Origin of the sequence: Pseudomonas donghuensis (assembly GCF_000696345.2) — a bacterium.
In the GTDB taxonomy this organism is placed as follows: Bacteria; Pseudomonadota; Gammaproteobacteria; order Pseudomonadales; family Pseudomonadaceae; genus Aquipseudomonas; species Aquipseudomonas donghuensis.
In genome coordinates this window covers 52,361-74,971 of the sequence record NZ_CP071706.1, presented here as the reverse complement: position 1 = coordinate 74,971, position 22,611 = coordinate 52,361, and the positions used below count along the sequence as shown (strand labels likewise).

The following is a 22,611-nucleotide window of genomic DNA, read 5'->3' as shown; positions in this document are numbered from 1 at the left end:
TCGACGATGAGTGCACTGGTTGGCGTGATCATGGGCTCCAAGTCCGATTGGTCCACCCTTAGCCACACCGCCGATATGCTGGAAAAACTCGGCATTCCCTACGAGGTCAAGGTGGTGTCTGCCCACCGGACCCCGGACCTGCTGTTCCAGTATGCCGAAGAGGCCGAAGGCCGTGGCATCGAGGTGATCATCGCCGGCGCCGGTGGCGCTGCCCACCTGCCAGGCATGTGTGCGGCCAAGACCCACCTGCCGGTGCTGGGCGTGCCGGTACAGTCGTCGATGCTCTCCGGGGTCGACTCGCTGCTGTCGATCGTGCAGATGCCAGCCGGTATTCCGGTTGCCACCCTGGCCATTGGCAAGGCCGGCGCGATCAACGCCGCGCTGCTCTCGGCAAGCATCCTTGGCGCCAAGCACCCGCAGTTCCACACGGTGCTCAAACAGTTCCGCGCTGAGCAGACAGACAACGTTCTGGACCATCCAGATCCGCGCCAGGCTTGAGGTCAAAAGCATGAAAATCGGTGTAATCGGTGGCGGCCAGCTGGGCCGCATGTTGGCTCTGGCGGGTACTCCGCTGGGCATGAACTTCGCTTTCCTCGACCCGGCTCCAGATGCCTGCGCGGCGCCTCTGGGCGAGCACCTGCGTGCCGATTACGGTGACCAGGACCACCTGCGACAGTTGGCCGACGAAGTTGACCTGGTGACCTTCGAATTCGAAAGCGTCCCGGCTGAAACCGTGGCCTTCCTGTCGCAGTTCGTGCCGGTCTACCCGAGTGCCGAATCCCTGCGTATCGCCCGCGATCGCTGGTTCGAAAAGAGCATGTTCAAGGACCTGGGCATTCCCACCCCGGCCTTCGCCGATATCCAGTCGCAAGCCGACCTGGATACCGCCGTTGCCAGCATCGGCCTGCCTGCCGTACTCAAGACCCGCACCCTGGGTTATGACGGCAAGGGGCAGAAAGTGCTGCGAACTGCCGAGGATGTTGTGGGTACCTTCGCCGAACTGGGCAGCGTCCCGTGCCTGCTCGAAGGCTTCGTACCGTTCACCGGCGAAGTGTCGCTGATCGCCGTGCGCGCCCGTGATGGCGAAACCCGTTTCTACCCGTTGGTGCACAACACCCACGAGAGCGGCATCCTGCGCCTGTCGGTGGCCAGCGAAGACCACTTGCTCCAGAACCTGGCCGAAGACTACGCCGGTCGCGTGCTCAAGCAGCTCGACTATGTCGGTGTGCTGGCTTTCGAGTTCTTTGAAGTCGATGGTGGCCTCAAGGCCAACGAGATTGCTCCACGGGTGCATAACTCCGGGCACTGGACCATCGAAGGCGCCGAGTGCAGCCAGTTCGAAAACCATCTGCGTGCCGTTGCCGGTTTGCCGCTGGGTTCGACCGCCAAGGTCGGCGAAAGCGCGATGCTCAACTTCATCGGTGAAGTGCCGGCGGTCGACAAGGTGATTGCCATCGACGAATGCCACCTGCACCACTACGGCAAGGCCTTCAAGGTCGGGCGCAAGGTTGGCCACGCCACCCTGCGTTGCGACGACCTGGCGACCCTGGAACAAAAAATCCAGCAAGTCGAAGCCCTGATCAAGGGCTGAAGGGAACCTTCCCGCTCCGCTATCCCTCTGATGGCAGGATGCCAAAGCGCTGGCTAGGCTTTGGCATGCGCCATTTAACTCAGAGGGATTGCCATGGGTATCATCGGAACCATCTTCATCGGCCTGATCGTCGGTCTGCTGGCACGCTTTCTAAAGCCTGGCGACGACAGCATGGGCTGGATCATGACCATTCTGCTGGGTATTGCCGGTTCGCTTGCCGCGACCTACGGCGGCCAAGCGCTGGGCATCTATCAGGCCGGAGAGGGGGCGGGTTTCCTCGGCGCGCTGGTGGGCGCGATTGTCCTGTTGGTGATCTACGGCCTGGTCGTCAAAAAGAGCTGACGGCAGGCTAGAATGCTCGGCACCGAACTCCTTCGTTGCCGAGCTTTTTCATGCGCCGTGTATTACTCCTCTCCCTATTGCTGCTGAGCGGCCTGGCCCGGGCTGAAATGCCGGAAACCGACTGGCTGGAACTGATGCCCAAGTCGGACCAGAAAGCCCTCGAGCAGATGCCCGAAATCGACCATAACTCTCCGGAAGCCATGGGCACCTTCACCGAAAAGGGTGGCCTGAAGCAGAGCCAGGGCCTGCCGGCGGTCATGTATTCGACCAAGACCGTGGCAGCCATGAACGGCAAGCAAATTCGCTTGGGCGGCTATCCGGTGCCGCTGGAAACCGACGCCAAGGGCAACAGCACGCTGTTCTTCCTGGTGCCTTACCCGGGCGCCTGTATCCATGTGCCGCCACCGCCACCGAACCAACTGGTGCTGGTGCGCTATCCCAAGGGCTTGAAGCTCGACGATATCTACACGCCGCTGTGGGTCAACGGTACCTTGAAGGTGGAGAAGGTCAGCAATGACCTGGCCGATGCGGCCTATGCAATGGATGCGGCCAAGGTGCGGGTGGTGGAGGACGCTGATCTGTGAATGATCGCGGGGCAAGCCCGCTCCTGCAGGAGCGGGCTTGCCCCGCGATAGCGATCTAGAGCGCTTCGCTAGCGATTGTCAGGCTCAGCGAATGGGTCGCGCCCGGCGCCAGTGTGACCAGGTCATCCACCACGTTGGCGGTTTCGATGCAGAGCATGCGCTGCCAGCCATCGTCGGCCATGTCTGGCAGTTCGGCGGCGCGCGCGGTCCAGGGGTTCCAGACCACGGCCGTACGCGAACCCTGCGCGGTTAGCACAATGCGCCGCTGCCAGGCCGGGTCGACAATACTCAGTTGGTCCGGCGCCTGCAGGTAGATGCGGTCAGTCTCGCCGGCAAAACCAAGATGGCCTTGCTGCTTGCGTTGCTCCCAGTTGGCCAGGGTCTCGATGTAGTCAAGGCCATCGACACCTTCAACCTGCACCTGACGCACATCGCTGACGGCGAAGTAGCTGTGCAACGCCTGGCTGAGGGTGACCGCAACGTTGTCGAGGTTGTAGCTGGAGAGGGTAATGCTCAGTTGCTCGCCCATGACAATGCTCAGCGTGAGCTCGACATTATGGGGCCAGCCGGGGAGGTCGCCCTGGGTCTCGGGCAGGGTGAATTCGACGCGGATATCGTCGTCGCCGCTGGTGATCCCCAGCAATTGCCAGTCACGACTGCGGACCAGGCCATGGGCAGGGCCGTCTTCCGCGTGATACATGGCCTGCACCGCTTCGGGGTTGCGCTTGAACATGCCAAACCAGGGCCAGCACACCGGAACACCGGCGCGCACGGATTTGCCCTGCTTGAAGATGGCCTGGTCACTGAGCCACAACAAAGGCGGCTCGCCGAGGCGCTGATAGCTCAGCACCTGCGCGCCCTGCTGGGCTACCAGCAGTTCGGCAGTGTCGCTGGTGATGCGCCAGCAATTGAGCTCGCCGTGCTGTTCGGATTCGACCTTGGGTGTGGACATGCGCTTTATCTCGTTGGTTTGCCGTACGGCTTTGGACCGCTTGCATGCCTTCGAGTTTACCGCGCAGCGGTCTCAGCGACGAGGAGGAACCGAGCGGGTGCGACCGCTGCCGTCGATGGCGACGAACACGAATACCGCTTCGGTAACCTTGCGCCATTCACTGGACAGCGGATCGTCGCTCCATACTTCGACCATCATCTGGATCGAGCTACGGCCGATTTCCAGGGTCTGGGTATAGAAGGACAATTGCGCGCCGACCGCCACTGGCACCAGGAATGCCATGCGATCGATGGCCACGGTGGCGACACGGCCGCCAGCGACACGGCTGGCCATTGCGGTGCCGGCCAGGTCCATTTGGGCGACCAGCCAACCGCCGAAAATATCGCCGAAACCGTTGGTTTCACGGGGCAATGCAGTGATCTGCAAGGCCAGGTCGCCTTGCGGGATAGGATCTTCTTGTTCGAGTTCAATCATGCCGGGGGTGCCTCTGACCCATGACGCTTCGTTGGTTGGCGCTATGAAAGACGCCTCGAAAAACGATTCAGCACAACTATTCTACGCTGCTTTCGCTTTGCCAGGCGGCGAAGGGAAACTCTGCGAAACCGACTAAGCATACCTAGCGGCGTTTTCGCACAACATCCTTCAGAAGACGCAACCCTTTCCTACAAGCGGCCAGTATATAGAGCCGAAAGCGCAGCGACGACCATGCAGTCATGAATACTTGTATTGAATTTGTACTGCTATGTGCTTTTTCCAGCAATTTGCTATCGTTCCAGGCTTCCCAGGCCCAAACCCGCGCGCCAGGCGGCCTGCACCCCAATAAGAAATGCCAACAAGAGAGACCTATGACCTCCGTGCCCGGCAGTATCGCGCAGCCTTCGAGGCCGCTGACCCGCAGTGACTACAAGACCCTGTCGCTTTCCGCCCTGGGCGGTGCGCTGGAATTCTACGATTTCATCATCTTCGTGTTCTTCGCCACGGTCGTCGGCAAGCTGTTCTTTCCCGCCGAAATGCCCGAATGGCTGCGTTTGATGCAAACGTTTGGCATCTTCGCCGCCGGCTACCTGGCGCGGCCACTGGGTGGCATCGTCATGGCCCACTTCGGCGATCTGTTGGGGCGCAAGAAGATGTTCACCCTGAGCATCTTCATGATGGCCGTACCGACGCTGATCATGGGCCTGCTGCCGACCTACGCGCAGATCGGCCTGTGGGCGCCGATCCTGCTGCTGGTGATGCGGGTGATCCAGGGCGCGGCGATTGGTGGTGAAGTGCCGGGCGCCTGGGTGTTCGTCTCCGAGCACGTGCCGGCACGCAACACCGGTTATGCCTGCGGCACGCTGACGGCAGGCCTGACCGCCGGGATCCTGCTCGGCTCGCTGGTGGCGACCCTGATCAACACGGTTTATAGCCAGCAGGAGGTCGCCGACTACGCCTGGCGTATCCCGTTCCTGCTCGGTGGGGTATTTGGCCTGTTCGCCGTGTACCTGCGCCGTTGGCTGCATGAAACACCGGTATTCGCCGAGATGCAGGCGCGCAAGGCGCTGGCTGAGGAGGTACCGCTGCGCGCCGTGCTGCGTGATCACCGTGGCGCCATTGTCCTGTCGATGTTGCTGACCTGGCTGCTGTCGGCCGGCATCGTCGTGGTGATCCTGATGACTCCGGCGCTGTTGCAGAGCCTCTATCAGGTCAGCCCCACCGATTCGCTGAAGGCCAATAGCCTGGCCATCGTCCTGCTCAGCCTGGGGTGCATCGGCACCGGGACACTGGCCGACCGTTTTGGCGCTGGCCGGGTGTTTATCGTCGGTAGCCTGGCGTTGCTGGTGACCTCCTGGACCTTCTATCACACCTTGCCCACCCATCCCGAATGGCTGTTCCCCCTGTATGCCCTGACCGGCCTGTGTGTCGGCATTGTCGGCGCCGTGCCTTACGTCATGGTCAAAGCCTTTCCGCCTGTAGTCCGTTTCAGCGGCCTGTCGTTTTCCTACAACCTGGCCTACGCGATCTTTGGCGGTCTGACGCCAATGGTGGTCACCGCGCTGCTCAAGCTCAGCCCGATGGCGCCTGCCTATTATGTCGCTGGCATCTGCGCCATTGGTCTGTTGGTGGGAATTTATCTGACGGCGAAAAAGCGCTGAAAGCGCTCTAAAACAAGCCTCGCAACATTTTGCAAAGGCCATCACCGCTCGCCGGTGATGGCCTTTCATCTAATTGTCACATTCGATTCATAGAGTAGTCATACGGCCTGCAGATACTTGGGCCCGATCCATCTCACCCCAATTCCTGCTAGGAGCAAGGCATGAAACTGAAGCGTTTGATGGCGGCCCTGACTTTCGTCGCCGCTGGCGTTGCCACCGCCAATGCGGTTGCCGCTGTTGACCCTGCTATTCCGACCTACACCAAGACCACCGGTGTGTCGGGCAACCTCTCCAGCGTCGGTTCCGATACCCTGGCCAACCTGATGACCCTGTGGGCTGAGGCCTACAAAAAGGAATATCCGAACGTAAACATCCAGATTCAGGCTGCCGGCTCCTCTACTGCGCCACCCGCGCTGACTGAAGGTACCGCCAACCTCGGCCCGATGAGCCGTAAGATGAAGGACGTCGAGCTGCAGGCCTTCGAACAGAAGTATGGCTACAAGCCAACCGCCATCCCGGTTGCCGTCGACGCCCTGGCCGTGTTCGTGCACAAGGACAACCCGATCAAAGGCCTGACCATGGCCCAGGTCGATGCGATCTTCTCCTCGACCCGCCTGTGCGGTGCCAAGGCCGACGTGAAAACCTGGGGCGACCTGGGCGTGACCGGCGACCTGGCCAACAAGCCAGTGCAGCTGTTCGGCCGTAACTCGGTGTCCGGCACCTATGGCTACTTCAAGGAAGAAGCCCTGTGCAAAGGCGACTTCAAGCCGAACGTCAACGAACAACCGGGCTCGGCTTCGGTCGTGCAGTCGATCAGCAGCTCGCTGAACGGCATCGGTTACTCGGGCATCGGTTACAAGACCGCCAGCGTCAAGACCGTGCCTCTGGCCAAGAAAGAAGGCGGTGCTTTCGTTGAAGACAACGAAGCCAACGCCCTGAACGGTACTTACCCGCTGTCGCGTTTCCTCTACGTCTACGTCAACAAGGCGCCGAACAAGCCTCTGGCCCCGCTGGAAGCCGAGTTCGTCAAGCTGGTCCTGTCGCAAGCCGGCCAGCAAGTCGTGGTCAAGGACGGTTACATCCCGCTGCCTGCCAAAGTGGTTGATAAAGCCCTGGCGGACCTAGGTCTGAACCACAACGGCAACGTTGCGAAGAAGTAAGTGAAAGACCGGCGGGGTCGGGTTTTGTCCCGGTCTCGCCACTCATTGCGAGTCCGCTGCCAGGGGTATCTGCGCGGCGGGCTTTTTTGCGTCACTGCATTGTCATGTTTTTGTCATACGGGACCGCTAGGGTGTGCGCATGAATGATCTGGCCAACTCCACAATGACCCAAAATTCTCCCCCCGTGCGGATTGACTTCAATACGCCCGAACTGCAACGCAAGCGGCGCATGCGTGCGCTCAAGGACCGCCTGACCCGCTGGTATGTACTGGTGGGCGGGCTTGCCGTGCTGGCGGCAATCACCCTGATCTTCTTCTACCTGGCCTACGTGGTCGTGCCGCTGTTCCAGGGCGCGACCCTGACCAGCAAGAAGGCCCTGGAGCCGACCTGGCTGCAGCAGGACGCCGGCAAGCCACTGATGATTGCCCTTGAAGAGCAGAACCTGGTCGGCATGCGGGTTTCCGACAAGGGCCAGGCGCTGTTCTTCGACACCAAGACCGGTGCCGAGCTCAAGCGTGTGGATCTGCCGGTGCCTGCCGGTACCCAGGTGACTTCGATCGGTGCCGATCAGCCGGGCAACCCGTTGGTGGTGCTGGGCCTGTCCAACGGCCAGGCGCTGGCGTTCAGCCACAGCTACAAGATCACCTACCCGGACAACAAGAAAACCATCAGTCCGGCCATCGACTTCCCGTATGGCCAGGAGCCGTTCACCCTGGACGACCAGGGCCGCGCGCTGGAACATGTCAGCCTCAACGTCAATGGCGAGACCCTGGTAGTGGCCGGCTCTACCGGTGCGCACCTGCAGGTGGTGTCGCTGAGCCGTGAAGAAAACATGATGACCGGCGAAGTCACCAGCGAGCAGAGCCGCATCGACCTGCCGCAGATGACCGAACCGGTCAAAGCCATCTTCATCGACCCACGTCAGCAATGGCTGTATGTAATCAACGGTCGCGCCCAGGCCGACGTTTTCAGCCTGCGCGACAAGAGCCTCAACGGTCGCTACAAGCTGCTCGACGACGGCAATGCCGAAGTCACTGCCAGCACCCAGCTGGTGGGCGGTATCTCGCTGATCATCGGTGACTCCAAAGGCGGCCTGGCCCAGTGGTTCATGGCTCGCGACCCGGATGGCGAGCAGCGCTTCAAGCGCATTCGCGAATTCCAGATGGGCAAGGCGCCGATCGTGCAGATCGATGCCGAAGAACGCCGCAAGGGTTTCGTCGCCCTCGATGCCGACGGCAAGCTCGGGGTGTTCCACAGCACCGCGCACCGTACCCTGCTGGTCGAACCGGCCGCGGAAGGCGCGGGCATCCTGGCGCTGTCGCCGCGGGCCAACCGCATCATCATCGAAGAAGGCGGCAAGCTGCTGCCGCTGAGCCTGAAGAACCCGCACCCGGAAGTGTCCTGGAGCGCGCTGTGGAGCAAGGTTTGGTACGAGAACTACGACGAGCCCAAGTACGTTTGGCAGTCGACCGCCTCGAACACGGACTTCGAACCCAAGCTGAGCCTGTCGCCGCTGACCTTCGGTACTCTCAAGGCTGCGTTCTACGCGATGATCCTGGCCGCGCCGCTGGCCATTGCTGCCGCCATCTACACCGCCTATTTCATGGCTCCGGGCATGCGCCGCAAGGTCAAGCCGGTGATCGAGCTGATGGAAGCGATGCCGACGGTGATTCTCGGCTTCTTCGCCGGCCTGTTCCTGGCGCCATTCCTTGAAGGTCACCTGCCAGGTGTGTTCAGCCTGTTCCTGTTGATGCCGCTGGGCATCCTGGTCGCCGGCTTCACCTGGAGCCGTCTGCCCGAGTCGCTGCGCCTGCGGGTGCCGGATGGCTGGGAAGCGGCGATCCTGATCCCGGTGATCCTGTTCACCGGCTGGTTTGCCCTGTACATGAGCCCGTTCATCGAGACCTGGTTCTTCGACGGTGACATGCGCCTGTGGATCACCAACGATCTGAAGATTACCTATGACCAGCGCAACGCCCTGGTCGTGGGCATTGCCATGGGCTTCGCGGTGATCCCGAACATCTACTCGATCGCCGAAGACGCCGTGTTCAGCGTGCCGCGCAGCCTGACCCTGGGGTCGCTGGCGCTCGGTGCCACGCCGTGGCAGACCCTGACCCGCGTGGTCATCCTGACCGCAAGCCCAGGGATCTTCTCCGCGCTGATGATCGGCATGGGCCGCGCCGTGGGTGAAACCATGATCGTGCTGATGGCCACCGGCAACACCCCGGTCATGGAAATGAACCTGTTCGAAGGTATGCGCACCCTGGCGGCCAACGTTGCGGTGGAGATGCCCGAATCGGAAGTCGGTGGCAGTCATTACCGCGTGCTGTTCCTCGCCGCGCTGGTGCTGCTGATGTTCACCTTCGTGATGAACACCTTGGCCGAGCTGATTCGCCAGCGTCTGCGCAAGAAATACTCGTCGCTTTGATAGAAAGGTAGCGATCCGTGAAAAAGGATTCCCTCAAAAGCTGGTTCAAGAGCGGCGCCCCTGGCGTCTGGATGAGCGGTGGCGCGGTCGCCATCGCGGTGATCATGACCATTGGTCTGCTCGCCGTGATCGCCGTGCGCGGCCTTGGCCACTTCTGGCCGGCCGACCTGCTGCAAGCCAGCTACAACGTGCCTGGCCAGGCCAACCACATCGTCGTCGGCGAAGTGGTGCAGAAGGAAGAAGTACCTCGCGCGCGTCTGAAGGGTGCCGGCTTGCCGGTGCCTGACGAAGGCCCTGAGTTCATGACCCGCGAGCTGATCAAGATCGGTAACCGCGACCTCAACGGCAGCGACTTCACCTGGGTGGTTGGCGAATGGCTGACCGACCAGCAGAAGCCGGTCGACCTGATCGCCCTGGAGCGCCGCGAGTGGGGCAACTTCTACGGCTACCTGGTCAGCGTCAAGGAGAACGGCAAGGTGGTCGCCGAAGGCCAGGCCGCCTGGAGCGAACTGCAGAACCGCCTCAAGCGTGCCGACAAGCTGGCCGGCGAGCTGCAGAGGCTTGAGAAGAAAGACATCGGTGCGATCAACTACGGCCTTGAGCGCCTGCGCCTGCAGACCCGCAAGCTGGAACTGGATGGCAAGCTGGATGCCGCTGCTCAGGCTGATATCGAAGCCGAGCGCGCGGAGCTGAACAACCGCTACAAGGCCATCGAAGAGCGCCTGGGCGGCCTGCACCAGGACTTCGGCCGCGACAGCCTGGTAGCCAAGGACGGTAATGGTCGTGAGGTGGAAATCAACCTGAGCAAGGTGGTGCACGCCTACCAGCCAAACGGCATGGGCGTATTCACCAAGCTGGGTGTGTACTTTGCCAAGGTCTGGGAATTCCTCAGCGACGACCCGCGTGAAGCCAACACCGAAGGCGGGATCTTCCCGGCGATCTTCGGTACCGTGATGATGACCCTGATCATGGCCGTGATCGTCACTCCGTTCGGCGTACTGGCGGCGGTGTACCTGCGTGAATATGCGCGTCAGGGCCCGGTGACCCGCTTGATCCGTATCGCGGTGAACAACCTGGCGGGTGTTCCGGCAATCGTTTACGGCGTGTTCGGCCTGGGCTTCTTCGTCTATGTGCTGGGTGGCTCGCTCGACCGGTTGTTCTTCCCCGAAGCCTTGCCCGCGCCGACCCTGGGTACCCCGGGCCTGCTCTGGGCTTCGCTGACCCTGGCGCTGCTGGCGGTGCCGGTGGTGATCGTGGCCACCGAAGAAGGCCTGGCGCGGATTCCGCGCACGGTCCGCGAAGGCTCGTTGGCGCTCGGTGCGACCAAGGCCGAGACCTTGTGGAAGATCGTCCTGCCGATGGCCAGCCCGGCGATGATGACCGGCATGATCCTCGCCGTGGCCCGCGCCGCCGGTGAAGTGGCGCCGCTGATGCTGGTGGGGGTGGTGAAGCTTGCGCCTTCGCTGCCGGTGGACGGCAACTACCCGTACCTGCACCTGGACCAGAAGATCATGCACCTGGGCTTCCACATCTATGACGTCGGCTTCCAGAGCCCCAACGTCGAGGCCGCGCGGCCGCTGGTGTACGCCACCGCGTTGCTGCTGGTGCTGGTAATCGCCACGTTGAACCTCTCGGCGGTCTGGATTCGTAACCACCTGCGCGAGAAGTACAAGGCGCTGGATAGTTGACTGAAAGCTATTAGCCATAAGCGGCAAGCTACACGCCGCTTTTGCTCAAACTTGCAGCGTGCAGCTAGAAGCTTGCAGCTACAAACGGAGTGAAATCATGCAACATGAAACCCATTCTCACGGTATCGACATGTCGGCCCTGGGTCGCGACAAACAGAGCCTGCGCCTGGCTGAAGAAACCGTAGCCATCGAAGTGCCTGGCCTGAGCCTGTACTACGGCGACAAGCAAGCCCTGTTCGATGTCAGCATGAACATCCCCAAGCAGCGCGTGACCGCCTTCATCGGCCCGTCCGGCTGCGGTAAATCGACCTTGCTGCGTACGTTCAACCGTATGAACGACCTGGTTGACGGCTGCCGCGTCGAAGGTGCGATCAACCTCTACGGCAACGACATCTACCGCAAGGGCGAAGACGTGGCCGAGCTGCGCCGCCGGGTTGGCATGGTGTTCCAGAAGCCCAACCCGTTCCCCAAGACCATCTACGAGAACGTGGTCTACGGCCTGCGCATCCAGGGCATCAACAAGAAGCGCGTGCTCGACGAAGCGGTTGAGTGGGCGTTGAAGGGCGCGGCACTGTGGGATGAGGTCAAGGACCGCCTGCATGAGTCGGCGCTGGGTCTGTCCGGTGGCCAGCAGCAACGTCTGGTGATTGCCCGCACCATCGCCGTGGAGCCAGAAGTGCTGCTGCTCGACGAGCCCTGCTCGGCACTCGACCCGATCTCGACGCTGAAGGTTGAAGAGCTGATCTACGAGCTCAAGTCCAAGTACACCATCGTCATCGTTACCCATAACATGCAACAGGCGGCGCGGGTCTCCGACTACACCGCGTTCATGTACATGGGCAAGCTCGTCGAGTTCGGTGATACCGACACATTGTTCACCAATCCGGCGAAGAAGCAGACCGAAGACTACATCACTGGCCGTTACGGTTAACGGCAGTTGCAAGCTTCAAGCCGCAAGCTGCAAGAAAGTGGCGAGCGTGAAGCCCGGGAACGACACGAACAAACTTGAAGCTTGAAGCTTGCTACTTGAAGCTTTTTCGCGGAGCGAAAGCATGATCGATAAAGACAGCCTTACCCACCATATCTCCCAGCAGTTCAACGCCGAACTCGAAGAGGTTCGCAGCCACCTCCTGGCGATGGGCGGCCTGGTCGAGAAGCAGGTCAACGACGCGGTTACCGCGCTGATCGAGGCCGATTCTGGCCTGGCCCAGCAGGTGCGCGAAGTCGACGAACAGATCAACCAGATGGAGCGCAATATCGACGAAGAGTGCGTGCGCATTCTTGCCCGGCGCCAGCCGGCGGCGTCCGACTTGCGTCTGATCATCAGCATTTCCAAGTCGGTGATCGACCTGGAGCGCATCGGCGACGAGTCGACCAAGATTGCCCGCCGCGCCATCCAGCTGTGCGAGGAAGGCGAGTCGCCGCGTGGTTATGTCGAAGTGCGTCACATCGGTGACCAGGTGCGCAACATGGTCCGTGATGCCCTCGATGCCTTTGCCCGTTTCGATGCCGACCTGGCACTCTCGGTCGCTCAGTACGACAAGACCATCGACCGCGAGTACAAGACCGCCCTGCGCGAGCTGGTCACTTACATGATGGAAGATCCACGCTCGATCTCGCGTGTTCTCAGCGTGATCTGGGCCTTGCGTTCGCTGGAGCGTATCGGCGACCACGCCCGTAATATCTCCGAACTGGTGATCTACCTGGTACGCGGCACCGATGTGCGTCACCTGGGCCTCAAGCGTATGCAAGAAGAGGTTCAGCGCAGTGGTGAAAGCGCTAATGTTCCGGGCAAATCTGACGATAACTAAGACTGCCCGAGAATGAACGCCCGGCCTTGGCCGGGCGTTTTCGTTTGCGGGTGAGGCAGCCGCGAACGAAACAACGAGTCCCGGCGTGACCCAATGTTTGGCAAATGGCCATCAGTCAGCGTTATGCTAGTCGGGATTCAATAGGAGTGGCGATGAGTAAAGTCAGTGTGTTGGTTGTGGATGATGCGCCGTTCATTCGCGACCTGGTCAAGAAGTGCCTGCGTAACTACTTCCCCGGTATCGTCATCGAAGACGCGGTCAACGGTCGCAAGGCCCAGACCTTGCTGAGCCGTGAGACTTTCGACCTGGTTCTGTGCGACTGGGAAATGCCGGAAATGTCCGGTCTTGAACTGCTGACCTGGTGCCGCCAGCAGGAGTCGATGAAGACCTTGCCGTTCATCATGGTCACCAGCCGCGGCGACAAGGAGAACGTCGTCCAGGCGATTCAGGCCGGGGTTTCGGACTTTGTCGGCAAGCCATTCACCAACGAGCAACTGCTGACCAAGGTGAAGAAAGCCCTGACCAAGGTTGGCAAACTCGACACCTTGCTGGCCAGTGCGCCGACCCGCGCCAGTTCGGCCTTTGCCAACGACTCGCTGAGCGCCCTGACCGGCGGCCGTGCCGAAACGGTCAAGCCGACAGCGCCAGCGGCCCCCGTGGCAGCGGCCAAACCGTTGGTGAGCGCTCCCAAGCCTGGCGCTGCGGCACCGGCAGGTCGTGGCCAGGGCCAACTGCGTTTGCCAAGCGGCGTTCAGCCGTGCGTGATCAAGGCGCTGAGCCTCAAGGAGGCGCTGCTGGTGGTGCGTCGTGGCGAAACCCTGCCACAGGTACTGGAAGGTGCGGTACTCGACCTGGAGCAGGGCGAGAACGCCGAGATCGCGCGTCTTAACGGCTACCTGCATGCGATTGCCGCGCTGGAGCCCAAGCCGGACAGCGACTGGCTGCAACTGACCTTCAAGTTTGTTGACCAGGATGCGCAGAAGCTCGACTACCTGTCGCGCTTGATCGCCCGCGGATCGGCGCAGAAGCACTTCGTACCGGGGGCCTGACGGCCCTGTGGGAGCGGGCCTTGCCCCGCGATCGAGCGCGCAGCGGTCGCAATCCAGACAACACCTGATGTATTGACTGGGCTGGCCTCCTCGCGGGGCAAGCCCGCTCCTACAGGAGCCGGCCTTGCCGGCGATCAATGCACCGCTCGTCTCCTGGCACACCCCTGAAACACTCTCGCCGCATCCCCGCCAAAATCTGCTGCTAGGCTTCGACAGACCATCAACTGTCAAAAAGCCACTACTCATGCCTGCACGCACGCTGCTGTTCTGCGCCTTGCTCACGGCTTGCAGCCCTGTGCTGGGCATCACCCTGTACAAAAGTACCGACGCTTATGGCGTGGTGTCTTATTCCGATCGCCCGATTCCCGGCAGCCGGGCATTTGTCTTTGGCGACAGGATGGTCGAACAGCTGGACACCCAGGTGCAGTTGCAGGTCAGCCGGTTTGCCGGTGGTGTGCGCTTCAGTGCGCGCAACGACACTTACGCGCCAGTCGAGGTGGAGCTGCGTTTGCAGCGCATGGGCAATGTGCAGGGTGGGGCGTCACGGCTGGTACGGGGGGTAATACCGGCGCGCACGACGATGCCGTTGACCCTGCTAAGTGCGCGGCAGCCCGGCAGGCCGGTGAGCTACAAGGAGAAATTCTCTTACGCCCTGGGCAACCCGGGCCAGCGCCAACTGGCCTTCCGCTACCCCTTGCCCTGGCGTGGCGGGCCCTTTCGCCTGTCCCAGGGGCCCAATGGCCGCTACAGCCACTTCGGGCCCAAGGGTCGCTATGCCATGGACATCGCCATGCCCGAGGGCACGCCGATCATCGCCGCCAGGGCAGGGGTGGTAATCAAGACTGAAAACAGCCAGAGCGGCCGTGGCAGCCATCCTTCGGGCAATTTCGTACGGATCCTCCACGAAGACGGCACCATGGGCGTGTATCTGCACCTGATGCGCGGCTCGGTGGTGGTCAGGGAAGGGCAGCGGGTGGTGTATGGCACGCCGCTGGCCAAGTCCGGCAATACCGGCAACAGCAGCGGGCCGCATCTGCATTTTGTGGTGCAGCGCAACGTCGGGCTGGCGCTGGAGTCGATTCCCTACCAGTTCAACCAGCCCGTCGGTGGGTTGCCGAATTTTACCGCCGGCAACCCCTGAGGCGGCTCAATCGAGCTTGAGCACCTTGGCCAGGACGATCTTCGGGCCTTTCATCTTCTTGATGATGATGCGCAGGCCTTCGACTTCCAGCAGCTCTTCCTCTTCCGGCACCCTCTTGAGGGTCTCGTAGACCAGGCCGGCGAGGGTTTCCGCTTCGATATGGTCAAGGTCCACGCCGAGCAGGCGCTCGACCTTGAACAACGGGGTGTCGCCGCGCACCAGCAGCTTGCCCGGCTGGTAGGCAAGGATGCCGCGTTCGGCCTTGCGGTGTTCGTCCTGGATATCGCCGACCAGCACTTCCAACACGTCTTCCATGGTCAGGTAGCCGATGACTTTGCCGTCGGCTTCCTCGACCAGGGCGAAATGCGCGCCGCCCTTGCGGAACTGTTCGAGCAGATGGGCCAGCGGCATGTGCCGCGACACGCGCTCCAGCGGGCGGGTCAGCTCGGCCAGGTTGAACGACTCGGGGATATGGTCGAGGTCGGCCAGCTCCAGCAGCAGGTCCTTGATGTGCAGCAGGCCGATGAACTCCCCGCGCTCGGCATCGAGCACCGGGTAGCGGCTGAATTTGTGCCGGCGGAACATCGCGAGGATTTCCTTGAGCGGCGCATTGGCATCGAGGCAGACCATGTCTTCACGGGAGTTAGCCCAGTCGACGACTTCCAGCTCGCCCATTTCCACCGCGGACGCCAGCACCCGCATACCTTGGTCGCTGGGGTCCTGGCCACGGCTGGAGTGCAGGATCAGCTTGAGCTCTTCACGGCTGTAATGGTGTTCGTGGTGCGGCCCGGGCTCACCTTGGCCAGCGATACGCAGGATGGCGTTGGCGCTGGCGTTGAGCAGGTAGATCGCCGGGTACATCAGCCAGTAGAACAGGTACAGCGGCACCGCCGTCCACAACGACAGCAGTTCGGGCTTGCGGATCGCCCAGGACTTGGGCGCCAGCTCGCCGACGACGATGTGCAGGTAGGAGATGACGAAGAAGGCACTGAAGAACGAGATGGCCTTGATGACTTCCGGCGATTCGACGCCGACCGCACCCAGCAGCGGCTCGAGCAGGTGGGCGAAGGCTGGTTCACCAACCCAGCCCAGGCCCAGCGAGGCGAGGGTGATACCCAGTTGGCAAGCGGACAGGTAGGCGTCCAGCTGGCTGTGCACGGTGCGCAGGATTTGCCCGCGCCAGCCATGCTGCTCGGCAATCGACTCGACCCGGGTCGAGCGCAATTTGACCATGGCGAACTCGGCGGCAACGAAAAAGCCGTTGAGCAGAACCAGCAGCAGAGCAAAAAGAATCATGCCGAAATCGGCGAAAAGTGCAGCGAGGTTGAAACCAGGGGAAGGGTCCATGATGGAGTTTTACGGGGTCCGTCTTCTAAGAAAGGGAGTACAGCAATGCCAGCACGTGCTGGCGCGAGTCAGCCAATGTAGCGGCTGACTGCGCAAATTTAAAGGGCGGCGGCTCAGGAGGCCTGGCGCACCGCCATCTGGGCAGGGGCGAAATGGCAGGTAAAGGTGCTGCCATGGCCCGGCACGCTGCTGATTTCCAGGCGCGCCCGATGGCGCAACAGCACATGCTTGACGATTGCCAGGCCCAGGCCGGTGCCGCCGGTATTGGAGGCGCGGCTGGAGTCGACCCGGTAGAAGCGTTCGGTCAGGCGTGGCAAATGCTTGGGGTCTATGCCGATGCCCGAGTCCTGCACGCTCAGGTGCGCGCCTTGCTCGTCGGCCCACCAGCGGATGCGGATCTGGCCTTCATCCTGGGTGTACTTGACCGCATTGAACACCAGGTTGGAGAAGGCGCTGCGCAGCTCCGCCTCGCTGCCCTTGAGGCGGATACCCGGCTCGGCTTCCAGGCTGATGCGCTGGTTGCGTTGCCCGGACAGCGCCTGGGCGTCGCCCTTGATCGATTGCAACAGGGTATCGACGGCCACCGGCTGGTTGTCCGAGGGGTAATCGGTGGCTTCCAGCTTGGCCAGCAACAGCAGGTCATTGAGCAGGGTCTGCATGCGTCCGCCTTGCTGCTGCATCTGCTGCAGCGCGCGAACCCAGCGTGGGTTCACCTCTTCGACGTTGTCGAGCAGGGTTTCCAGGTAGCCGGCAATCACCGTCAGCGGCGTGCGCAGTTCGTGGGAGACGTTGGCGACGAAGTCTTTGCGCATTTGTTCCAGCTGATGGATGCGGGTGACATCGCGCACCAGCATCAGGTGCTCGTTGTTGCCATAGCGGGTGATATGCAGCTGCACACGCATGCGGTCATTGATCGGCGAGGGGATTTCCAGTGGTTCGAGGTAGTTCTCCTGTTCGAAGTACTCCTTGAAACGCGGGTGGCGCACCAGGTTGGTCACTGGCTGGCCGCTGTCCTGTGGGGTCTTGAGGCCCAGCAGGGTTTCCGCCGCGCGGTTCCACCACTCCAGGTTGCCATCGCTGTCGAGCATGATCACCGCATCCTTGAGTGCGGCGGTGGACTCCTGCACCCGGTCGATTACCGCCTGCAGGCGCCCGCGCACGCGCTGGTCGCGGCGTTGCAGGTGATAGATGCTGTCGAACACCTCGCCCCACAGGCCATAGCCATCGGGTGGTGCTTCATCGGGTTTGTGCAGGCGCAGCCATTCGTGCAGGCGCAGCAGTTGCTTGAGGGTCCAGCCCAGGTAGATCGCCAGGCCCAGGGCCAGGCTCCAGCCATAGTAGCCGCTGATCAGGCCGGCCAGCAGGCAGACAGTGATCAGCAACAGCATGTGGCGAATCAGGGTGCCATGCCAGTTCTGGTTCAATTGGGATCCTTAGCGGATCAGCCGCACGTTGCAAGCTACAAGCTGCAAGGTTGAAGCGGATCTGCGTTTGCTTTTGCTCTTTCTTGCAGCTTGCAGCGTTCTCAACTCTTGGTAGAGAAGCGGTATCCAGTGCCGCGGACGGTTTGTACCAGATTTTCGTAGGCATCACCCAGCGCCTTGCGCAGGCGGCGGATATGCACATCGACGGTGCGCTCTTCGACATAGACGTTACCGCCCCAGACCTGATCCAGCAGCTGCCCACGAGTGTAGGCGCGTTCCTGGTGGGTCATGAAGAACTGCAGCAGGCGGTATTCGGTCGGGCCCATTTCGGCCGGCTTGCCGTCGATGGTCACCCGGTGGCTGATCGGGTCGAGCAGCAGGCCGCCGACTTCGATCGGCGCCTCGCCATCGCTTGGGCCTGCGCGGCGCAGCACGGCCTTGAGCCGGGCCACCAGCTCGCGCGGCGAGAATGGCTTGGTGATGTAGTCGTCGGCACCGACTTCCAGGCCCTGGATCTTGTTGTCTTCCTCACCCTTGGCGGTGAGCATGATGATCGGGATGTCGCCAGTCAGCTCATCGCGCTTGAGACGCCGGGCCAGTTCTATGCCGGAAGTGCCCGGGAGCATCCAGTCGAGCAGGATCAGATCGGGTTTGCGGTCGACGATGATGGCATGGGCCTGCTGGGAATTCTCGGCTTCCAGGCAGTCATAGCCGGCCATTTCCAATGCAACGGCGATCATCTCGCGAATTGGCGCTTCGTCGTCAACGATCAGAATGTTTCTGCCAACCATGCTTAAACCTCTTCCATTAAAGGTGTCTTGGCCCGCATTAGATAACGGAATTATTGCAGTCGTGTGACAGCTCGGGGGCCGTTGCAGCAACATTCTGTTACTGGGCTAGGCTTAAATTCCCTTTCCCGAGCTTTACGGTGAATCCAATGACACGACATACGCTGAACTGGATGGCTCTATTCACTGCAGTTGTCTTGGCGCTGCCGGGAGTGGCTCTGGCTGATCATGCCATGGAGAAGAACGGCATGCTGGTCGATCATTCCGACATGACGCTTTACACCTTTGACAAGGATACCGGAGGCAAATCCATGTGCAGTGGCGAGTGTGCCAAAAACTGGCCGCCATTGATGGTCAAGGCAGGAGAAAAAGCCGAGGGCAAGTGGACGCAGATCAAGCGTGATGACGGCTCGATGCAATGGGCCTACGACGGCAAGCCGTTGTATACCTTCGTTAAAGACAAGAAGGCGGGGGACACCATGGGCGATGGCATGAAAGATGTCTGGCACGTTGCCAAACCCTAGTGGCTTCATCGCGGGGTAAACCAGCTCCTGTAGGAGCAGGCTTGCCCCGCGAAACAATCAGAAGCTGTAATCCAGTACGATGCCAATAAAGATCAGCAGCCCCGCCCAGTGGTTGTGCAGGAAGGCTTTGAAGCACGACTCGCGGTCCAGCTTGCGCGTTGACCAGAACTCCCAGGCAAAGCACAGCAACGCCGCCACCAGCCCCAGGTGGAACCAGCCACCCAGCCCGAAGCGGTTGCCGGCCAGCAGCAGGCAGCCCAGCGACAGCACCTGCAAGGTCAGAATGATCACCCGATCGGCTTCGCCGAACAGGATGGCAGTGGATTTGACCCCGATCTTGAGGTCGTCATCGCGGTCGACCATGGCGTAGTAGGTGTCGTAACCCACGGTCCACAGCAGGTTGGCGATGTACAGCAGCCAGGCAATGGCCGGCAGCTCGCCGGTGGCGGCGGTGAAGGCCATGGGGATGCCCCAGGAATAGGCCGCCCCCAGTACTACCTGTGGGTAGTAGGTGTAGCGCTTCATGAACGGGTAACAGGCCGCCAGCGCCACGGCACCGAACGACAGCCACACCGTGGTGGCGTTGGTGCACAGCACCAGCAAGAAGCTCACCCCGACCAGCGTGGCAAACAGAATCAGCGCCTCGCGGGCATTGATCCGCCCAGCAGCCAGCGGACGGTCGGCGGTGCGTTTGACGTGGCCATCGACCTTGCGGTCGGCAAAGTCGTTGATTGCGCAACCTGCGGCACGCATCAGTACCACGCCGAGGGTGAAAATCAGCACGTTGGCGACGGTCGGCGTGCCCTTGGCGGCAATCCAGACTGCCGAGAGGGTCGGCCACAGCAGCAGGTAGATGCCGATCGGGCGGTCCATCCGGCTCAGCTGGATGAAGTCCCAGGCCCGGGGATGCAGACGATTGAACGACTTGAGCAGCTGCAGGTACATCAGCGGTTCTCCGAGGGTTTATCGGCAGCAATCCACAGCGTAGGCAAGAACACTTCAGCCACCAGCACGCTCAAGGTGCCACGGTCGAAGCGTGAGCGACGTCCCCACAAGCCTTCATGGCGTTGCTCCGCCGGCAGCCAGGCGTGTGGGTAGTGACAGACCTCGATGGGCCGCCGGGCAAATCCCTTTTCGCAGAACAGCAGTTCACCCAGTGAGCGGCTGCCCAGTGCTGCCAGGTCCAGGCCGCCGCTTTCCAGCGAGCTGCGCGCGGCCACGCTGCGGGCAAACACCCAGGGCTGGCCATGGCCGCGCAGGTACACCTCGCGCACCCAGCCTTCGCTGCCCAGGGGCAGATCAAGGGCCAGGCATTCATCGTCGCGCAAGCGCTGCCAACCCTCGCAAAGAGGTGTAACAGAAAAGTGATCGGCGGATAATTGAATCAGGCGGCGGGTCAGGGAGCCCTGGTCGAACAACCAGTCGAGGGTCGCGGGCGGGGTGTTGTCTGCCACGTCAGGGTGCTGCAGCCAGAATGCAGCGGGCGCTTGCAATGTTTCGTACGGCACGGCGGTATCGAATAACAGGCCAGAGAGACGCCGAGCTTAGCATGATTGCCCGATCCGGCTTGCATGCTGGCACCTCGCTCCAGTACAAAGCCCCTCTTTGATGGTCGCCATTGTAATGTTCACCAGAGCGGCCACTCCAAAGCCTGAGTCCTTTGAGGAAGTGCGTAATGAAAAAGTGGCAATGTATCGTCTGTGGCCTGATCTACGATGAGGCCGAGGGCTGGCCGGATGACGGTATCGCTCCAGGGACCAAGTGGGAAGACGTACCCGAAGACTGGCTGTGCCCGGACTGCGGCGTCGGCAAAATGGACTTCGAAATGATCGCCATCGGCTGATCCCCTCCAAACAGATTCAAGGAAAGCAGCGCATGACGGCTCCAGTGGTGATTGTCGGTACAGGTCTGGCGGGTTACAACCTGGCCCGCGAATTTCGCAAGCTCGACGGCGAAACGCCGTTGCTGCTGATCACCGCCGACGACGGCCGCTCCTATTCCAAGCCGATGCTCTCCACCGGTTTTGCCAAGAACAAGGATGCCGACGGCCTGAGCATGGCCGAGCCCGGCGCCATGGCCGAGCAACTCAAGGCCGAAGTGCGCACCCACACCCGCATCAGCGGCATCGACCCCGGCCACAAGCGCCTGTGGATCGGCGAGGAGCAGGTGCCCTATCGGGACCTGATCCTGGCCTGGGGCGCCGAAACCGTGCGGGTGCCGGTCGAAGGCGACGCTGCCGACCTGATTTTCCCGATCAACGACCTCGAAGACTACGCCCGTTTCCGTGTCGCGGCAGCCGGCAAGCAACGGGTGCTGATCCTCGGTGCCGGCTTGATTGGTTGTGAATTTGCCAATGACATGAGCCTGGGCGGCTATCAGGTCGCGCTGGTGGCGCCGTGCGAGCAGGTCATGCCGACCTTGCTGCACCCGGCGGCCGCTGCCGCCGTACAGCTTGGCCTGGAGGGGCTGGGCGTGCGTTTCCACCTGGGGCCGGTGCTGACCCGCCTGCAGCGGCTGGAGCAGGGCCTGGAGGCGCACTTGTCAGACGGCAGCGTGATCGCTTGCGACCTGGTGGTTTCGGCGGTCGGCCTGCGACCACGCATCGACCTGGCCTCGGCAGCGGGGCTGCAGGTCAACCGCGGCGTGGTGGTCGACCGTCAGCTGCGCACTTCTCACGACAATATCTTCGCCCTGGGCGACTGCGCCGAAGTCGATGGCCTCAACCTGCTGTACGTAATGCCCTTGATGAGCTGCGCCCGGGCATTGGCGCAAACCCTGGCCGGTAACCCGACAGCGGTTGCCTATGGGCCGATGCCGGTCACAGTGAAAACCCCGGCCTGCCCGCTGGTGGTTTCGCCCCCGCCCCATGGCCGCGAAGGCCAGTGGAGCGTTGAAGGGCTGGGTGCGGACCTCAAGGTGCTCTGTCACGATGCGGACGGCCAGTTGCTGGGCTATGCCTTGACCGGCACTGCGGTCATGGAGAAGCTGGCTCTAAATCGGCAACTTCCGGCGCTGATGGCGTAAATAACCGGCGTTCTGTCGGATTTCCCCTGCCTTTGCCCCAACAATGGCCGCCCAGAGACTGGCGCGGCCCCTGAGGGCATGCCATTCTCACTCCCGTCTGCCGCAGTTTAGAGCCTGCGGTGCCTTGGGCGCTGTTCTTGAAGAGCAGCACGGCATAACAACAAAAAAACCGTCAAAGAGGCTTCACTATGCGTAAACCAGAACTCGCCGCCGCCATCGCGGAAAAGGCCGATCTCACCAAAGAGCAAGCTAACCGCGTGCTCAACGCCGTGCTCGAAGAAATCACTGGCGCCCTGCATCGCAAGGACAGCGTGACGCTGGTCGGCTTCGGTACCTTCCTGCAGCGCCACCGCGGTGCCCGCACTGGTAAAAACCCGCAAACCGGCGAACCGGTCAAGATCAAGGCCAGCAACACCGTTGCTTTCAAACCAGGCAAATCCCTGAAGGACAGCGTCAATCCGTGATGCCTCGCACAGATCGATTGCAGTAAAAAACGGGCACCGCACAAGGTGCCCGTTTTTTATTGCCGCCGCCCTGGCATCTGGCTAGCATACGCGGCCCCCGTCGCAACGATGGGAGTGTCCAGGGAGGGCCGTGATGAAGATCGAAGGATTCGCAGTAAC

At 61.7% G+C, this 22,611-nt stretch carries 23 protein-coding genes; 16 read left to right on the top strand and 7 right to left on the bottom strand.

Annotated features, from left to right (window positions below; all coding sequences use genetic code 11):
* Positions 1-6 precede the first annotated feature (6 nt).
* From purE to BV82_RS00380, 4 genes are all read left to right on the top strand, one after another.
* Positions 7-498: a 5-(carboxyamino)imidazole ribonucleotide mutase gene (purE, locus tag BV82_RS00395; RefSeq protein ID WP_010222805.1), complete on the top strand. Its 492-nt coding sequence runs from the start codon at positions 7-9 to the stop codon at positions 496-498.
* Positions 499-508: 10 nt separating this feature from the next.
* Positions 509-1,591, top strand: a complete 1,083-nt coding sequence (locus BV82_RS00390; RefSeq protein ID WP_036995259.1) for a 5-(carboxyamino)imidazole ribonucleotide synthase — start codon at positions 509-511, stop codon at positions 1,589-1,591.
* A 93-nt stretch (positions 1,592-1,684) separates the two neighbouring features.
* Positions 1,685-1,933, top strand: a complete 249-nt coding sequence (locus BV82_RS00385) for a GlsB/YeaQ/YmgE family stress response membrane protein (RefSeq protein WP_010222807.1) — start codon at positions 1,685-1,687, stop codon at positions 1,931-1,933.
* 50 nt (positions 1,934-1,983) lie between these two features.
* Positions 1,984-2,517 (top strand): DUF3299 domain-containing protein, encoded by a 534-nt coding sequence (locus BV82_RS00380; protein WP_026001294.1) that lies wholly within the window; start codon positions 1,984-1,986, stop codon positions 2,515-2,517.
* Positions 2,518-2,572: 55 nt separating this feature from the next.
* Here BV82_RS00380 and BV82_RS00375 read toward each other — a convergent pair whose 3' ends face one another.
* Complete coding sequence (locus tag BV82_RS00375) at positions 2,573-3,469, bottom strand: D-hexose-6-phosphate mutarotase (RefSeq protein ID WP_036995257.1); 897 nt, start codon at positions 3,467-3,469, stop codon at positions 2,573-2,575.
* A gap of 72 nt (positions 3,470-3,541) precedes the next feature.
* Entirely contained in the window at positions 3,542-3,943 is a 402-nt protein-coding gene (locus BV82_RS00370) for an acyl-CoA thioesterase (protein WP_009402429.1), read from the bottom strand.
* Positions 3,944-4,314: 371 nt separating this feature from the next.
* Between BV82_RS00370 and BV82_RS00365 the strand changes: the two genes are divergently transcribed.
* The 8 genes from BV82_RS00365 to BV82_RS00330 all read left to right on the top strand — a co-directional run bounded on the left by BV82_RS00365 (position 4,315) and on the right by BV82_RS00330 (position 14,881).
* The gene (locus BV82_RS00365; RefSeq protein ID WP_010225948.1) at positions 4,315-5,604 is read left to right on the top strand and encodes an MFS transporter; all 1,290 of its coding nucleotides are present in this window, start codon (positions 4,315-4,317) and stop codon (positions 5,602-5,604) included.
* Between the two features lie 161 nt (positions 5,605-5,765).
* Positions 5,766-6,764, top strand: a complete 999-nt coding sequence (locus BV82_RS00360; protein ID WP_010225946.1) for a phosphate ABC transporter substrate-binding protein PstS — start codon at positions 5,766-5,768, stop codon at positions 6,762-6,764.
* A 139-nt stretch (positions 6,765-6,903) separates the two neighbouring features.
* Positions 6,904-9,192: an ABC transporter permease subunit gene (locus BV82_RS00355; protein ID WP_026001473.1), complete on the top strand. Its 2,289-nt coding sequence runs from the start codon at positions 6,904-6,906 to the stop codon at positions 9,190-9,192.
* A gap of 71 nt (positions 9,193-9,263) precedes the next feature.
* Positions 9,264-10,880, top strand: a complete 1,617-nt coding sequence (gene pstA / locus BV82_RS00350; protein WP_174242345.1) for a phosphate ABC transporter permease PstA — start codon at positions 9,264-9,266, stop codon at positions 10,878-10,880.
* Positions 10,881-10,977: 97 nt separating this feature from the next.
* Complete coding sequence (gene pstB / locus BV82_RS00345) at positions 10,978-11,811, top strand: phosphate ABC transporter ATP-binding protein PstB (RefSeq protein ID WP_010225943.1); 834 nt, start codon at positions 10,978-10,980, stop codon at positions 11,809-11,811.
* A gap of 121 nt (positions 11,812-11,932) precedes the next feature.
* A complete protein-coding gene (phoU, locus tag BV82_RS00340; RefSeq protein ID WP_010225942.1) occupies positions 11,933-12,691 on the top strand; it encodes a phosphate signaling complex protein PhoU in 759 nt (252 codons plus the stop codon).
* Positions 12,692-12,843: 152 nt separating this feature from the next.
* Entirely contained in the window at positions 12,844-13,740 is an 897-nt protein-coding gene (locus BV82_RS00335) for a response regulator (RefSeq protein ID WP_010225941.1), read from the top strand.
* A 244-nt stretch (positions 13,741-13,984) separates the two neighbouring features.
* Positions 13,985-14,881, top strand: a complete 897-nt coding sequence (locus BV82_RS00330) for a peptidoglycan DD-metalloendopeptidase family protein (RefSeq protein ID WP_010225940.1) — start codon at positions 13,985-13,987, stop codon at positions 14,879-14,881.
* A 6-nt stretch (positions 14,882-14,887) separates the two neighbouring features.
* Here the strand turns inward: BV82_RS00330 and BV82_RS00325 are convergent, their stop codons facing one another.
* The 3 genes from BV82_RS00325 to phoB form a co-directional block, all read right to left on the bottom strand.
* Positions 14,888-16,228, bottom strand: coding sequence for a hemolysin family protein (locus tag BV82_RS00325; protein WP_036995255.1), 1,341 nt, complete (start codon positions 16,226-16,228; stop codon positions 14,888-14,890).
* Positions 16,229-16,341: 113 nt separating this feature from the next.
* Positions 16,342-17,616 carry a phosphate regulon sensor histidine kinase PhoR gene (gene phoR / locus BV82_RS00320; RefSeq protein ID WP_232531903.1) on the bottom strand — a complete coding sequence of 425 codons (1,275 nt, stop codon included), beginning with the start codon at positions 17,614-17,616 and terminating at the stop codon, positions 16,342-16,344.
* 137 nt (positions 17,617-17,753) lie between these two features.
* Positions 17,754-18,443 (bottom strand): phosphate regulon transcriptional regulator PhoB, encoded by a 690-nt coding sequence (gene phoB, locus BV82_RS00315; RefSeq protein ID WP_010225936.1) that lies wholly within the window; start codon positions 18,441-18,443, stop codon positions 17,754-17,756.
* Positions 18,444-18,589: 146 nt separating this feature from the next.
* Here phoB and BV82_RS00310 point away from each other — a divergent pair, with 146 nt between their 5' ends.
* Positions 18,590-18,964, top strand: a complete 375-nt coding sequence (locus BV82_RS00310; RefSeq protein ID WP_036995254.1) for a COG4315 family predicted lipoprotein — start codon at positions 18,590-18,592, stop codon at positions 18,962-18,964.
* A 57-nt stretch (positions 18,965-19,021) separates the two neighbouring features.
* Here the strand turns inward: BV82_RS00310 and ubiA are convergent, their stop codons facing one another.
* Entirely contained in the window at positions 19,022-19,909 is an 888-nt protein-coding gene (gene ubiA / locus BV82_RS00305; RefSeq protein ID WP_036995250.1) for a 4-hydroxybenzoate octaprenyltransferase, read from the bottom strand.
* Entirely contained in the window at positions 19,909-20,472 is a 564-nt protein-coding gene (locus BV82_RS00300; RefSeq protein WP_026001472.1) for a chorismate lyase, read from the bottom strand. The genes ubiA and BV82_RS00300 overlap by 1 nt, the downstream gene beginning before the upstream one ends.
* A 167-nt stretch (positions 20,473-20,639) precedes the next feature.
* On the opposite strand from BV82_RS00300, the gene rubA reads away from it, so the two are divergent.
* The 3 genes from rubA (at position 20,640) to BV82_RS00285 (ending at position 22,452) form a co-directional block, all read left to right on the top strand.
* Positions 20,640-20,807: a rubredoxin RubA gene (gene rubA, locus BV82_RS00295; RefSeq protein WP_036995249.1), complete on the top strand. Its 168-nt coding sequence runs from the start codon at positions 20,640-20,642 to the stop codon at positions 20,805-20,807.
* 32 nt (positions 20,808-20,839) lie between these two features.
* Positions 20,840-21,988 carry an NAD(P)/FAD-dependent oxidoreductase gene (locus tag BV82_RS00290; RefSeq protein ID WP_036995248.1) on the top strand — a complete coding sequence of 383 codons (1,149 nt, stop codon included), beginning with the start codon at positions 20,840-20,842 and terminating at the stop codon, positions 21,986-21,988.
* 188 nt (positions 21,989-22,176) lie between these two features.
* Positions 22,177-22,452 carry an HU family DNA-binding protein gene (locus BV82_RS00285; protein WP_003213368.1) on the top strand — a complete coding sequence of 92 codons (276 nt, stop codon included), beginning with the start codon at positions 22,177-22,179 and terminating at the stop codon, positions 22,450-22,452.
* Positions 22,453-22,611 lie beyond the last annotated feature (159 nt).

Excerpts from the sequence above, each read along its gene's own strand:
- purE (WP_010222805.1), top strand. The coding sequence starts at position 7 with ATGAGTGCACTGGTTGGCGTGATCATGGGCTCCAAGTCCGATTGGTCC.
- BV82_RS00390 (WP_036995259.1), top strand. The coding sequence starts at position 509 with ATGAAAATCGGTGTAATCGGTGGCGGCCAGCTGGGCCGCATGTTGGCT.
- BV82_RS00385 (WP_010222807.1), top strand. The coding sequence starts at position 1,685 with ATGGGTATCATCGGAACCATCTTCATCGGCCTGATCGTCGGTCTGCTG.
- BV82_RS00380 (WP_026001294.1), top strand. The coding sequence starts at position 1,984 with ATGCGCCGTGTATTACTCCTCTCCCTATTGCTGCTGAGCGGCCTGGCC.
- BV82_RS00375 (WP_036995257.1), bottom strand. The coding sequence starts at position 3,469 with ATGTCCACACCCAAGGTCGAATCCGAACAGCACGGCGAGCTCAATTGC.
- BV82_RS00370 (WP_009402429.1), bottom strand. The coding sequence starts at position 3,943 with ATGATTGAACTCGAACAAGAAGATCCTATCCCGCAAGGCGACCTGGCC.
- BV82_RS00365 (WP_010225948.1), top strand. The coding sequence starts at position 4,315 with ATGACCTCCGTGCCCGGCAGTATCGCGCAGCCTTCGAGGCCGCTGACC.
- BV82_RS00360 (WP_010225946.1), top strand. The coding sequence starts at position 5,766 with ATGAAACTGAAGCGTTTGATGGCGGCCCTGACTTTCGTCGCCGCTGGC.
- BV82_RS00355 (WP_026001473.1), top strand. The coding sequence starts at position 6,904 with ATGAATGATCTGGCCAACTCCACAATGACCCAAAATTCTCCCCCCGTG.
- pstA (WP_174242345.1), top strand. The coding sequence starts at position 9,264 with ATGAGCGGTGGCGCGGTCGCCATCGCGGTGATCATGACCATTGGTCTG.
- pstB (WP_010225943.1), top strand. The coding sequence starts at position 10,978 with ATGCAACATGAAACCCATTCTCACGGTATCGACATGTCGGCCCTGGGT.
- phoU (WP_010225942.1), top strand. The coding sequence starts at position 11,933 with ATGATCGATAAAGACAGCCTTACCCACCATATCTCCCAGCAGTTCAAC.
- BV82_RS00335 (WP_010225941.1), top strand. The coding sequence starts at position 12,844 with ATGAGTAAAGTCAGTGTGTTGGTTGTGGATGATGCGCCGTTCATTCGC.
- BV82_RS00330 (WP_010225940.1), top strand. The coding sequence starts at position 13,985 with ATGCCTGCACGCACGCTGCTGTTCTGCGCCTTGCTCACGGCTTGCAGC.
- BV82_RS00325 (WP_036995255.1), bottom strand. The coding sequence starts at position 16,228 with ATGGACCCTTCCCCTGGTTTCAACCTCGCTGCACTTTTCGCCGATTTC.
- phoR (WP_232531903.1), bottom strand. The coding sequence starts at position 17,616 with ATGCTGTTGCTGATCACTGTCTGCCTGCTGGCCGGCCTGATCAGCGGC.
- phoB (WP_010225936.1), bottom strand. The coding sequence starts at position 18,443 with ATGGTTGGCAGAAACATTCTGATCGTTGACGACGAAGCGCCAATTCGC.
- BV82_RS00310 (WP_036995254.1), top strand. The coding sequence starts at position 18,590 with ATGACACGACATACGCTGAACTGGATGGCTCTATTCACTGCAGTTGTC.
- ubiA (WP_036995250.1), bottom strand. The coding sequence starts at position 19,909 with ATGTACCTGCAGCTGCTCAAGTCGTTCAATCGTCTGCATCCCCGGGCC.
- rubA (WP_036995249.1), top strand. The coding sequence starts at position 20,640 with ATGAAAAAGTGGCAATGTATCGTCTGTGGCCTGATCTACGATGAGGCC.
- BV82_RS00290 (WP_036995248.1), top strand. The coding sequence starts at position 20,840 with ATGACGGCTCCAGTGGTGATTGTCGGTACAGGTCTGGCGGGTTACAAC.
- BV82_RS00285 (WP_003213368.1), top strand. The coding sequence starts at position 22,177 with ATGCGTAAACCAGAACTCGCCGCCGCCATCGCGGAAAAGGCCGATCTC.